At 64.7% G+C, this 12,350-nt stretch carries 13 protein-coding genes; 5 read left to right on the top strand and 8 right to left on the bottom strand.

The features are described 5' to 3' along the window. The first annotated feature begins 43 nt into the window (after positions 1-43). Together C0V74_RS00920 and C0V74_RS00915 are read left to right on the top strand one after the other, a co-directional pair. On the top strand, positions 44-712 hold the full coding sequence (locus tag C0V74_RS00920; protein WP_143250235.1) for an HAD-IA family hydrolase: 669 nt from the start codon (positions 44-46) through the stop codon (positions 710-712). 89 nt (positions 713-801) lie between these two features. Then, positions 802-1,734, top strand: coding sequence for an SDR family NAD(P)-dependent oxidoreductase (locus tag C0V74_RS00915; protein WP_143250234.1), 933 nt, complete (start codon positions 802-804; stop codon positions 1,732-1,734). Between the two features lie 43 nt (positions 1,735-1,777). Here the strand turns inward: C0V74_RS00915 and C0V74_RS00910 are convergent, their stop codons facing one another. From C0V74_RS00910 to C0V74_RS00895, 4 genes are read right to left on the bottom strand one after another with little or no spacing between them, the layout of a single operon-like run. Next, entirely contained in the window at positions 1,778-2,128 is a 351-nt protein-coding gene (locus C0V74_RS00910; RefSeq protein WP_131623441.1) for a DUF2794 domain-containing protein, read from the bottom strand. Further along, positions 2,125-2,829, bottom strand: coding sequence for a serine O-acetyltransferase EpsC (epsC, locus tag C0V74_RS00905; protein ID WP_131623443.1), 705 nt, complete (start codon positions 2,827-2,829; stop codon positions 2,125-2,127). The genes C0V74_RS00910 and epsC overlap by 4 nt, the downstream gene beginning before the upstream one ends. Positions 2,830-2,857: 28 nt before the next feature. Continuing rightward, positions 2,858-3,469: a DnaA/Hda family protein gene (locus C0V74_RS00900; RefSeq protein ID WP_143250233.1), complete on the bottom strand. Its 612-nt coding sequence runs from the start codon at positions 3,467-3,469 to the stop codon at positions 2,858-2,860. Further along, positions 3,469-4,752, bottom strand: a complete 1,284-nt coding sequence (locus tag C0V74_RS00895; RefSeq protein WP_246844910.1) for a heavy-metal-associated domain-containing protein — start codon at positions 4,750-4,752, stop codon at positions 3,469-3,471. Before C0V74_RS00895 ends, C0V74_RS00900 begins: the two co-directional genes overlap by 1 nt. 68 nt (positions 4,753-4,820) lie before the next feature. On the opposite strand from C0V74_RS00895, the gene purM reads away from it, so the two are divergent. Then, positions 4,821-5,924 carry a phosphoribosylformylglycinamidine cyclo-ligase gene (gene purM, locus C0V74_RS00890; protein ID WP_143250232.1) on the top strand — a complete coding sequence of 368 codons (1,104 nt, stop codon included), beginning with the start codon at positions 4,821-4,823 and terminating at the stop codon, positions 5,922-5,924. Beyond that, positions 5,917-6,870: a phosphoribosylglycinamide formyltransferase gene (gene purN, locus C0V74_RS00885; RefSeq protein ID WP_143250231.1), complete on the top strand. Its 954-nt coding sequence runs from the start codon at positions 5,917-5,919 to the stop codon at positions 6,868-6,870. Before purM ends, purN begins: the two co-directional genes overlap by 8 nt. 42 nt (positions 6,871-6,912) lie before the next feature. Here purN and C0V74_RS00880 read toward each other — a convergent pair whose 3' ends face one another. From C0V74_RS00880 to C0V74_RS00865, 4 genes are all read right to left on the bottom strand, one after another. Then, positions 6,913-7,353, bottom strand: a complete 441-nt coding sequence (locus C0V74_RS00880) for a nuclear transport factor 2 family protein (protein WP_143250230.1) — start codon at positions 7,351-7,353, stop codon at positions 6,913-6,915. 87 nt (positions 7,354-7,440) lie between these two features. Continuing rightward, a complete protein-coding gene (gene ndk / locus C0V74_RS00875; protein ID WP_143250229.1) occupies positions 7,441-7,863 on the bottom strand; it encodes a nucleoside-diphosphate kinase in 423 nt (140 codons plus the stop codon). 80 nt (positions 7,864-7,943) lie between these two features. Continuing rightward, positions 7,944-8,381: a DNA polymerase III subunit chi gene (locus tag C0V74_RS00870; protein WP_143250228.1), complete on the bottom strand. Its 438-nt coding sequence runs from the start codon at positions 8,379-8,381 to the stop codon at positions 7,944-7,946. Between the two features lie 41 nt (positions 8,382-8,422). Next, positions 8,423-9,877 carry a leucyl aminopeptidase gene (locus C0V74_RS00865; protein ID WP_143250227.1) on the bottom strand — a complete coding sequence of 485 codons (1,455 nt, stop codon included), beginning with the start codon at positions 9,875-9,877 and terminating at the stop codon, positions 8,423-8,425. Positions 9,878-10,063: 186 nt separating this feature from the next. Between C0V74_RS00865 and lptD the strand changes: the two genes are divergently transcribed. Then, positions 10,064-12,322 (top strand): LPS assembly protein LptD, encoded by a 2,259-nt coding sequence (gene lptD, locus C0V74_RS00860; RefSeq protein ID WP_246844909.1) that lies wholly within the window; start codon positions 10,064-10,066, stop codon positions 12,320-12,322. The last annotated feature ends 28 nt before the right edge of the window (positions 12,323-12,350 follow it).

The raw sequence follows: 12,350 nt of genomic DNA, 5'->3' as shown, positions 1-12,350 counted from the left end.
AATTCCTTGCGGTTGAAAGAATGCAGGGTATTCCGGGCGATCGATGGCTGACTTTCCTTTCGACATCGTCGGTTTCGACCTCGACGGCACCTTGCTGGAAACCCACCGGGACCTGGGGGCGGCGGTCAATCACGCGCTGGGCGTCGGCGGGTTCGAACCCGTTCCGGTGGAAGCGATCGAAAATTTGATTGGCGGCGGCGCGAAGATGATGCTGAAGCGCGTGATCGACAGCCGCGGAGGACTGCCGGACGAGGAATTTCGCCGGCTCTACAAGGCGCTGCTGGCATTCTACGCGGAAAACAACTGCGTGCACACGCGCCCGTACCCCGGCGCGGCCGACACGCTCGACGCGCTGGCGGGACGAGGGGTGCGCCTCGCGCTGGTGACCAACAAGTTCGAAAGTTTTGCCCGGGCAATTCTGGAACGGCTGAGCCTTGCGCAGCGATTCGAGGTGATCATCGGCGGTGACACGCTCGGCAAAGGGCGATCAAAGCCGACGCCCGATCCGCTAATCGAAGCGCGAGCACGGCTGGGCAATGGGCGTTTCGTTTACATCGGCGACAGCAGCTATGATGTGCTGTCCGCCCGCGCCGCACGGGTTCCGGTGGTGGTGGCTGCCTACGGCTATTGCGACAAGCCACCCGCAGAGCTTGGCGGGGATGTCATCATCGCAAATTTCGCTGAACTGATACCCGCGCTCGAGACGATGTAGCGCGGTTGCATAGCCGAGCGGTTGGTGCCAACGGCGTGGCATACTTTACGGGCGCGTAAACCTCGCCCCTATCCAGGAGGACAAGCAGCATGACCATCTCGTTCAAGGACAAGGTTGCCATCGTCACCGGCGCTGGCGGCGGTTTGGGCCGCGAATACGCGCTCGAACTAGCACGGCGGGGCGCGAAGGTCGTCGTCAACGATCTGGGCGGCTCGCGCGACGGTACCGGCCACTCCGACATGGCTTTGCAGGTGGTCGAAGAGATCGAGCGGGCCGGCGGCGAGGCCGTCTCGAATGGCGCCTCGGTCACCGAATACGAACAGATGGAAAAGATGGTCGCCGACGCCAAGCAGAAGTGGGGCGGCGTACACATCCTCATCAACAACGCTGGCGTACTGCGCGACAAGACCTTCGCCAAGATGGAGCCGAAGGACTTCGAATTCGTCGTCGACGTGCACCTCAACGGTTCGGCGTACGCCAGCAAGGCGTGTTGGGAGCTGATGCGCGAGCAGGCCTATGGCCGCATTCTGATGACGGCCTCGTCGACCGGCCTGTTCGGTAACTTCGGCCAGGCCAACTATGGCGCGGCGAAGCTCGGCCTTGCGGGCCTGACCAAGACGCTGCAACTGGAAGGCGCGAAGTACGGGATCAAGGTCAACACTCTGGCACCGGTGGCCGGCACCCGCATGACCGAAGATCTGTTCCCTGAGCAGGCGTTCAAGTTGTTCGCGCCCGAGAACGTCGTGCCCGCGGCCTTATATCTTGTTAGTGAAGACGCGCCCACCAACGCGATCGTCGGTGCCGGCGGCGGCGGCTATCACTCCGCCTGGGTGATGATGAATGATGCCATCTGGCTGCCCGAGCAGGAGCGGACTGTCGAAGGCTTCGCCGCAAACTGGGAACAGATCAGTGCGCAGACCAATCTGCGTTCGCCCAATTCAGGCAGCGAGCAATCGGGCGCGATCATGACGGCGATGCAGAAAGTGACCGGCGGCAACGGACCCACGTCCGCACGCGGCTGAACCGGCAAGGCTGAAGACGCCGGGCTCGAGCCGGCGCTTCGGCCTAGTCGACGGCTTTGAGGAGACGGCGCTCGACCGGAGCCAGTACCCCGGCGAGTTCGTGACCGCGCTTCAGCACCTGGCCGTGCTCCCCAAACAGGGTCCACATGCCTTGACGCCCGCGCAACGCAGGCCGCTTCTCGATCCGCGCCTGGGGCCGCTCCGCGGCCCTGCGGAACGCTGCGAACGCGGCGAAATCGCGCGTGAAGTCCATCGCATAGTCGCGCCACTCCCCCGCGGCCACCATACGACCGTAGAGGTCAAGGATGCGCGACAGTTCATCCCGCGCGAAACCCACTTGGCCAACACCTCGCCCGGGGAACGGGAGAACAGAGCCCCCTTGGCCAAAGGTCATCCGCGCTTGGCTCCCCCGCGGCGCGGGGAACCGGCGGACGCCGGGATCGCAGCCCTGAGCTGAGCGATCTCCTCCCGCAGTGCGGCAAGTTCGCTTTCCAGCTTCTCGACACAGTCGCGACTGGGCGCACACGGCTCTTCACACGGCGTGCCGTACGGCAGAAAATCCTTGATCCACTCTTCGGCGGGCACGAGCGTCGACCGCGCCTTGAGACCGATCATCGTCGCGCCTTCGGGCACGTCGTCCGTGACGACGGCATTCGCGCCGACCCGGGCGCGGTTGCCCAGAACGATCGGACCGATGACCTGCGCCCCCGATCCGATGATTACGTTGTCCCGCACGGTCGGATGGCGCTTTCCTCCAATACCGTTGGTGGGGTTCGTCCCGCCCAGGGTCACGCACTGATAGATCGTGACGTTGTCCCCGATCTCTGCCGTCTCCCCGATCACGACAAAGCCATGGTCGATGAACAGGTTACGGCCGATCACTGCGCCGGGATGAATATCGATCGCGGTGAGAAAGCGGCTGAAATGGTTGATCAGCCGCGCCAGGAAAAACAGCCGCGCTTCATAAAGCCAGTGCGCCGCGCGATGCAGGCCAACGGCGATCACTCCGGGATAGAGCAATATCTCCCATCGGGAGTGCGGCGCAGGATCCCGCGCGCGGATGGAATCCAGGTAACCATAGAGACGGTCGAACATCGGGTCCCAGACTCCCACCATTGTTGCCTCAAAGCAAGCGCGGCTGCTCCGCACCTTGCACCGCTTCGAGCGCGTCGCGCCACACCGACAGCGTCGGCGGAACCATCCGCTCCAAACTTAGCCGATCGACCGTCGCGACGATCGCTTCGATCCCGGCAAAGGTACGCTCCACGCGCGGAACCAAGTAAGTAAGCGCGCCTTCGCTTACGACAAGGGAGCGCGCCGCGGCGTGGGCCTGGATCAGCGCCGCGACCATCTCGTCGTCCGGGAGGCCGATGGTCAGATGCAGCGCGGCACCAAGGCGGCTGCGCAAGTCCGGCAGGGTGACAGGCCACGGGTCGCGGCTGGTGACGAGCAGCAGCGGACGCCCGCTTTCCTGGGCGCGGTTCCAGCGATGAAACAGCTCTGTCTCGTCCGCCGCGTCGGCGTCATCGCAGACTTCAATACCGCCCTGCCCTTCCGCCCAGCGAGCCAGCAGCGACTTGCCGCTGCGGGGCGGCCCCGCCAGGATCGCGACCAGAAAGGGCCAGGCGGCAGGTTCGGACAGGGCGTCGATGACGGTCTGATTGGCGTTGCCGATAACGATACGCACCGGGTCGTCCGCCCGCCGCGTCATCAGCGGCAGCGCGATCTGACCCATTACCGGCTGATCGCGAAAGAATTGCCCGATTGGCGAACGGTGTAGCCCCGGCCGCGCAACGCCGCCGCAAAGCCCGCCGCGTCGCCCGCGAAGCTGACCGAGAGGACCGATGTCCCTCCGATGGCAGCGCTCGTCACCGCCGCTCCGCGCACCCCGATCGCGGCGCGCACCGACGCGACGGCGCCTTCGAATGCCGCGGGGTCAGGAGTTGGCACCTGTACGGTGAAGCTGTTGATGACCGCGGGCGTTCCGGTTTCGGTCGGAGTCGGCGCGGGAGGCGTCCCGGCAGCGCTCGCAGCGTTTCGCGCAGCGGTAGCGCGGGCGCGTTCCTGCGCATCGGCTGCCCGGCCAAGCTCGATCAATTGCAGGATTGCCGGATCGATCTGCGGCTCCCCCAAATTGAGCGTTGGATCGGGTTTGAGTTTGCCGTCCGTCAGCGCCTGTTCGTAGATCGCGTTGAAACGGAGCACCGCCTGATCAAGCATCTTGGGCAGCGAGGCCTGATTGGAAGCCGTCAGCTTGAAAGTGCCAAGGTAGGTACTGTCCGGCCCGTAGCGGGCGGTGAAGGTGCCCTGCACCGGGCCGCCCGGATATTGGTACTTCAGATCGGCGATCGCGATCAACACGTCGCTGGCACCGAACTGATCGAGCACGTTGCGCCACCAGGTCCGGCTGCGCCGCGTGGTCTGGCCGTACGTTACCAGTAGCGAATCGCCGCCAGAGCCGACGGGCCGCACATAGTCGATCCGGCTCCCGCCCGGCTGGTATTCGGCCCATGCACGCTGCCACGGGTTGCGAATCTCGTAGACGGTCTGCGTGCCACCGGAAAATGTCACGGGGACCAGCAACAGGGGCGCTGAGCGAGCGATGGCCTCGCCCCGTCCCAGCAACCCGCCCGCGCGCGCGCGATCGAACACGATCCCGAGCCGGGCGATGTAACGGTTGGGGCCAAGCTCTTCACTCTCGACCACGACCGATGAGACCATGCTGTAAAGCTGACCATCGGGAATGGCGGGTCCGCCGATCTTCTTCCATGCCAGCTTCATCGCTTCGCGCCAGCCTTCGTCGCGCGCTTCCTCCGCGGTCTTGGCAGTCACGTCCACCTCGACGCCGCCCACCTGTATGTCGCCCGAGGCAGCCACCGCCGCTATGCCGCGATCGCCCGCGATCTGAGCGAGCAGGGCCTTGCCCCCCAGCAGCGCGCCAAGCGCAACCGTAAGTGCGATGACGCCGATCAGGGCGGCGCGGCGCGGGTCGCGCGGAAAGAGCATGCGGGTGGCCATGGGGAAACTCGCGGCCTTTTGCCCAAAGCCCCATGGAAATCCAAGTGCGAAAGCGTTACGCGCCGCGCATGGATGACCAGCGCCGCAACAGCCCCTACACTTATGCCGACGCGGGGGTGTCCATCGACGCCGGCAATGCGCTGGTTCGGGCGATCGCTCCACTGGCGAAGGCAACCGCGCGTCCCGGTGCGACAAGCGAACTCGGCGGGTTCGGCGGGTTCTTCGATCCCCGGGCCGCAGGGTACAGCGACCCGCTTCTAGTGGCGGCGAACGATGGCGTAGGCACGAAGCTCAAGCTCGCGATCGAACATGACCGTCACGATTCGGTCGGGATCGATCTGGTCGCGATGTGCGTCAACGATCTCATCGTGCAAGGAGCCGAACCGCTTTTCTTCCTCGACTACTTCGCGACCGGCAAGCTCGATAACGGGATCGCAGAGCGAGTGATCGCCGGCATCGCCGATGGGTGCAAGCAGGCGGGATGCGCACTGATCGGCGGCGAAACGGCCGAAATGCCAGGAATGTATGCGGCTGGCGATTACGACCTGGCAGGCTTTTGCGTCGGGGCGGTCGAACGCGGCGAGCAGTTGACCGGCGACCGCGTGACTCCCGGCCATGTGCTGCTCGGACTGGCCAGCAGCGGGGTGCATTCCAACGGCTTCTCGCTGGTTCGCCGGCTCGCGGCGGACAAGGACTGGCGGCTCGACCGTCCTGCCCTGTTCGACCCAGAAACCCGGCTGATCGATGCGCTGATCGCTCCAACGCGCATTTACGTGCAAGCGCTGTTGCCGCTGATCCGTGGCGGCAAAATCGATGCCCTGGCGCATATCACCGGCGGCGGTCTGCTCGAGAACATCCCCCGGGTGCTGCCGGACGGCGCGCATGCGATGATCGACGGCGATGCCTGGGAGCAGCCGCGCCTGATGGCGTTCCTGCAGGCGCAAGGCGCGATCGAACCGGCGGAAATGGCCCGAACCTTCAACTGCGGCATTGGCATGGTTCTGGCGGTGGCGCCGGACTCTGCCCGCGAAGTGGCGGCGGAGCTGGAGGCGCAAGGGGAAACCGTGAGCCGGATCGGCGAAGTGATCGAGGGTCCGCGCGGCTGCACCGTCCGCGGAAGCGCCGGGACGTGGAGCGCCCGTGAAGCTTGGGAAGCGCGCCACGTTGGGTAAGCCTGCCAAGGTTGCCGTGCTGATCTCGGGCAAGGGCACGAACATGGCCGCGTTGCTTTACGCAAGCCGCGTTCCCGAAGCGCCTTATGCGATCGTGCTGGTGGCGAGCAACGACCCTCACGCCCCAGGCTTGGTCGTTGCGGAAGGTGAAGGCGTCCCGACCTTCGCGCTCAGTCACACAGGTATGCGGAGGTCCGATCATGACGCAGCAATGGACGCGGCGATCCGCGCAAGCGGAGCGGAATACGTTGCGCTTGCCGGTTACATGCGAGTGCTGGGCAGCCAGTTCGTATCCGACTGGAGCGGACGGCTAACTAACGTGCACCCATCGCTTTTGCCAAAATATCCTGGACTGCACACGCACCGCGCGGCGCTGGCGGCCGGCGACGCCAAGGCCGGCTGCTCCGTCCATCTGGTTACCGACGAACTCGACGCGGGGGAGGTGCTTGGGCAGACGGAAGTAGCGGTGCTGGCCGGCGACACAGAGGAAACCTTGGCCGCGCGCGTCCTGATCGCCGAACATCAACTCTACCCGCGCGTGCTGTCGGAACTCGTCTCGCGCCCCTACCATGCCGACTGGCTGGTGGATCAGGTTCGCCAGCTTGCCCTCGCGCAGCCGCAAGCTGAAGAAACCGTCAGCCACGGCATGCCGTGCTTCGGTATCATCAAGGGCAAGAAGTTCGCCTGGGTTTCAGTCGATCACCACAGCGACGGCAAGGTCGCTCTCCTCGCCCGCATCAGCGGCGTGGACGAGCAGGCGCAGTTGATCGAAATGGACCCGCAGCGATACTACCGTCCGCCGTATTTCGGCGCGGAATGGATCGGCATCCGCCTCGATCTCGGCGATACAGACTGGAACGCCATCCGCGACTGGCTGTCGCGTAGCTGGCGGAGCGTCGCGCCCCGCAAGCTGACTGGCCTGATCGACGCCGCCGAGCAATTCTAAGTTCGCCGGAGCTGTTTAATGGTCCGGCGGGTCCAGGCGATGCTACGGTGCGCCTGGCGCTTCGGCCGCGCGATCCGACATGTCGATCGTCGCCTCGGGTGAATATGTGCGGGTGAACCGCGGCGGGTGCCCCTCCGCCCAAGCCTGCCACTCGGCAATCAAGCCGTCCTCGCACCGCGCGCGCCAGACCGCCCGACGGCGCCCGACATCCGGATTGGCGCTGTTGATCCAACCGCGCATGAGTACGAAGGGCTCACTGTAGCTTACGGTCTCGACTTCCATCCGGAAATCGGGATCGCTTGCGAAAAGCAGTCGAGCCCCTTCGATCACCCGATCCCGGCCGGTGACGCCCTCCCGCCAGCTATCGATGTAGGTGAAATCGGCCGTGACGAGATCTCTGAGCGCGTCAGCATCACGCGCGTTCACCGCCGTCACGAACCGTGCGGCAATCGCTTTGCACTTCCGGCCCGATCCCCATAGCATGCGGTAAGGGTAGCATATCGGTGCTGACCGACGCTACCCTATTCGCCCGAAGTGGAGGACCGACGCGCCTGATTGGGCGCGTAGCTGTCAGCCGACGATTTCTTCCGGCTTGAAGAAGTAATCGATCTCGATCTTAGCGTTTTCTTCCGAGTCGGAACCGTGAACCGAATTGGCCTCAATGCCTTCGGCGTGGATCTTGCGAATGGACCCTTCCGCAGCATCGGCGGGGTTGGTGGCGCCCATGACGTCGCGATTGCGCTTCACGGCGTCCTCACCTTCCAGCACCTGGACGACGACCGGACCGCTGGTCATGAAGTCGCACAGTTCGCCGAAGAAGGGCCGTTCCTTGTGCACTGCGTAGAAGCCTTCGGCCTGCTCGCGAGTCATCTGGATGCGCTTGGAAGCGACGACCCGAAGTCCGGCGTCTTCCAGCATCTTGGTGACCGCGCCGGTCAGGTTGCGGCGAGTGGCATCGGGCTTGATGATCGAGAAGGTGCGGGTGACCGCCATGAAATGTTCCTTGTTGGTAAGATCGCGCTGATCGGAGAATTGCGCGCGCCCCTAGCGAGGCAGCCTATCATGCGCAAGGCTCAGAGCCGCTTGGTCCACTTGCCATCGTCCTGCGCGAAATAGCCCCGGGTCACGTCCTCTCGCCCGTCGTACTGGCGCCAGACGGCACGGGCCGGCTGGACCTGGGCCTCGCTGAACAGCAGGATCACGCGGTCTAGACCAGCAGGCGGGTCCCGCCACTTGCCGTCCGCCAGTACCGCGACCTTTGCGCCGTTGATCGCCCTGCACTCGCCGGACAACAACACCGGCTGCCGCTCCGCATGCGCGGCGGCAGCGTCACCATTCGCCAGGAAACGTTCGGGTCTGGTTTCCCACAAAGCGGCGCTGGTCGACGCCCGCCGCTCGGCGTTTCCATCGACCACCAGCAGCCGCTCGCCACCTGCCAACACCCGATCCGCTATCAGCGTCACGATGCGCTCGACAGATCCTTGGGAGTATTGCCAGAAATCGATCTGCATCGGTGGATTAAACCCTGCATCACTTAGCGGGCGGGGTTCGCTCAAGCTTCCAGAACGTCGCGTACGTAGCGATCGATCAGGCGAACTCCATATCCCGTTGCGCCCTTGCCCCAAGTGGCGCCGGGCTTAGCTGCCCAGACCATGCCAGCAATGTCGCAGTGCGCCCAGGGACGCCCCTTGTCGATGAAGCGCTGGAGGAACTGGGCAGCGGTGATCGAGCCGGCTTCACGGGGCCCGATGTTCTGCATGTCGGCAATCGGTGAATCGATCAGCTTGTCGTACGCGGCGCCCAGCGGCATGCGCCACAGCTTGTCCCCGCTGGCGCGCCCGGCGGCGAACAGCGCGTCGGCCAGCGTGTCATCGTTCGAGAACATGCCGCCTTGTTCAAAGCCGAGGCTGATCAGCATCGCCCCGGTCAAGGTCGCGAGATCGATGATCGCCACCGGATCATGTTCCTTCTGAACCCAGGTCAGCGCGTCGCACAGCACCAGCCGCCCCTCGGCATCGGTGTTGAGCACTTCCACGGTCTGCCCGCTCATGGTGGTGAGCACGTCGCCCGGTCGCATCGCCTTGCCGTCCGGCATGTTCTCGACCAAGCCCATCACGCCGACCACGTTGGCCTTCGCCTTGCGCCGCGCGAGTGCAAGCATGGCCCCTGCGACCGCGCCGGCGCCGCCCATGTCCCATTTCATGTCGCCCATGCCCGGGCCCGGCTTGATGCTGATGCCGCCGGTATCGAAGGTGACGCCCTTGCCGACGAACGCCATCGGCCGTCCGGCCTGTTCGCCGCCGTTCCACTTCACCGCCAGCAGGCGCGAAGGTTGTTCGGACCCCTGCCCGACACCCAGCAGCGCGCCCATGCCAAGCTCGGTCATCTCTTCGACCCCGAGGACGGTGATTTCCAGCCCAGTGCCCTGGTACCGCTCGCGGCAACGCTGCACGAAGCTTTCGGGATAGATCACATTCGCTGGCTCGGTCACCAGTTCGCGGGTGAATTCGATTCCCTCAGCAACCGCGCTGGCTTCGGTCCAGGCATCCTGCGCGCCCTCGCCCGCGCCGATCACGGAAGCGTTGGCAAGGGTGACCTTCTGGTCGTCCTTGATAGTCGTGCGATAGCGATCGTAGCGCCAAGTGCGAAGACGCAGGCCGGTCAACACTGCCGCTACTTCGTCCACCGACAGCGTACCCGCTTCAATCGCGATGGTGTCCGCTCCGGACGTGGCATATCGGGCCGCAAGGGCAGCACCGGCTTGTTCCAGATTGGCGCCGCGTCCCTCGTCGCCGGTCTCTCCGGAACCGACCAGGGCAATCCTAACCACCTCGCCATTCCGCTCAGCGAATCCGTCGAACAGCTGTCCGGTCTTGCCCTTGAACCTTGCGGCCTTGGCCCCGTGGACCAGCGTGGATTCAAGGCCTTCGGGCAGAGAGCCTTGCGTGACGATATGCGCCACGATCTGGGTGTTGGCGGGAATAGCGGAAGCGAATGCGACGTTCATGTGATCTCCGGCAAGCCTTGCTGCGACCGGCGGCCGCTTTTGCAACTGCAGCCGGCGGCGTTGGCGATTGCGATTAGGCGGCAGTGCTGCGATAGGCAAGCGATGCTCCCCGCTTCGACCGGATCGCAGCAAGCTTCTTCACGCCGCTTGTCCCTCCGGATGCGCCCGGGGGTTGCCAGCGCATTGATGCTCTGCACTGCTCTCGCCGCTGCGCCGGTTGCGGCGCAGGACGGTGCCGCTCAGGGCATGGGCACGATCGAGCAGCCGCAGGGCGAACCGCCAGCGCTGTCGACCCCCGTGCCGCCGATCGATTCTGCGACTCTCCCGCCGGCACCGACGAACGAACGCCAGATCAATTTCGAGGCGAATTCGGTCGCTTACGACAACAATGCCAACACCGTGACAGCGTCGGGAGACGTCGTCCTGCGCAGCGCGGACAAGTCGGTTCGCGCAGACGCGGTGACCTGGAACCGGGTCACGGGCGAGATCGTGGGAACTGGCAACGTCCGGTTTGTCGATCAGGACGGCAATCAACTCTACACCAGCCGCATCGAGCTGACCGACGAGTTCGAGGCCGGAGCGATGGAGGATCTTCTCCTCGCACTTCGCGAAGGCGGGCGTCTTGCCGCGGCCGAGGGTTCGCGTCAGGCGGACGGTACCATCGAACTGAACCGGGCCGCCTATACCGGGTGCGAGGTTGTCAGCTCTACAGGTTGCCCGCGGGAGCCGAGCTGGCGGATCACGGCCGATCGTGTGGTCTATTCACCGACCGACAACCGGGTCCGGTTCAACAATGCCTATCTGGAGCTGTTCGGCGCCCGGCTGATCCCGCTGCCCGGCTTGTCGATCCGCACCGATGGCGGCCCGGCCTCGGGATTTCTGGTCCCTGAGCTCCAGTTCTCCCGCAACAACGGCTTTGAATTGAGCGGCAGCTACTACCTCAACCTGGCCGCGAACAAGGACCTGACGCTCAGCGCCTATGCCTTTACCGATCCGCCTCCAATGGTGAGCGGGCAGTGGCGGCACCTCACCGATATCGGCGCCTATCAGGTGACCGGTTATGGCACGGTCAGCCGGCGCCTCGACCTGGCGGGCCTGCGCACGCCCGAGAGCGAGTTTCGCGGATACCTGTTCACCAACGGACGATTTCAGTTCGATCCGAACTGGAGCCTGAATTTCTCGCTCCGCCGGACGACCGATCGCACCTTCCTGCGTCGCTATGACATCAGTCGCGACGACCGACTGCGGTCGATGTTCGAGATCGAGCGGATCGACGCCGATTCTTACCTCGCCATCTCGGGTTTTGCGACCCAGACGCTGCGAGTGAATGGCGATCAGGGCCAGACGCCGATCGCGCTCCCGCTGATCGATTACCGCCGGCGGATCGAAGATCCGCTGCTGGGCGGCAAGGTCGAACTCATGGCGAACACGCTGTCGCTCTATCGTCCCGATGGTCAGGACACCCAGCGCGCGATCGCGGGTGCCCGGTGGGACTTGCGCCGCATCACCGGCTGGGGCCAGGTCGTGACGATGACGGCGCTGCTGCGGGGCGACGTCTATCATTCGGATGAGAACGGTCTGACGGCAACCGCGGTCTACCGCGGCAATCCCGGCTGGGAAGCGCGTGCCGTCGGACTGGTGGCGGCCGATATCGAGTGGCCCTTGGTCGGACCGCTGTTCGGCGGCACTCAGGTGCTGACACCGCGTGTGCAGGTGGTTCTCAGCCCGTCGATCAAGAACCTGGCGATCCCCAACGAGGATTCGCGGGCGATCGATCTGGAGGATTCCAATCTGTTCGCGCTCAACCGCTTTCCCGGATATGACCGGGTGGAAGACCGGCCGCGGGTGACTTACGGCATCGATTGGCAGCTCACCCGCCCGAACTGGCGCATCGACAGCACCATCGGGCAGTCGGTACGCCTCAACAATCGCGCGACATTGTTACCGAACGGAACCGGTCTGTCGGAACGAGTATCGGATTTTGTGGGCCGAACTGATGTGCGGTACCGGGATTTCGTCAAGCTGACCCACCGCTTCAGGTTGGACAAGGACAGCCTCGCGGTCCGTCGCAACGAGATCGACGCCACGATCGGATCGAGCCGCACGTATGCCGAGATCGGCTATCTGCGGCTCGACCGCGACATCGCGCCGACGATCGAGGATCTGCGCGATCGTGAGGAACTACGGTTCGCCGGGCGGGTCGCCTTTGCGCAGTACTGGTCGGTGTTCGGCGCCGGGGTGTTCAACCTGACGGACCGCGAGGAAGACCCGACCTTCACGTCAGACGGTTTCGATCCCATCCGCACCCGACTTGGCGTCGCGTATCAAGACGATTGCCTGGAGTTCGGCGTGACCTGGCGGCGCGACTATCTTGACCAGGGCGATGCGCGCAAAGGCAATACCTTCCAGCTCTATTTCGCTCTGCGCAACCTTGGCTTCCGCTAGGCCGCGCTAGCCCGTTGGCAGTTCGCCG

Origin of the sequence: Altererythrobacter sp. TH136 (assembly GCF_007065885.1) — a bacterium.
Taxonomy (GTDB): domain Bacteria; phylum Pseudomonadota; class Alphaproteobacteria; order Sphingomonadales; family Sphingomonadaceae; genus Tsuneonella.
Note: the sequence above shows the minus strand (reverse complement) of the source record. Positions and strands in the feature narration are given on the sequence as shown.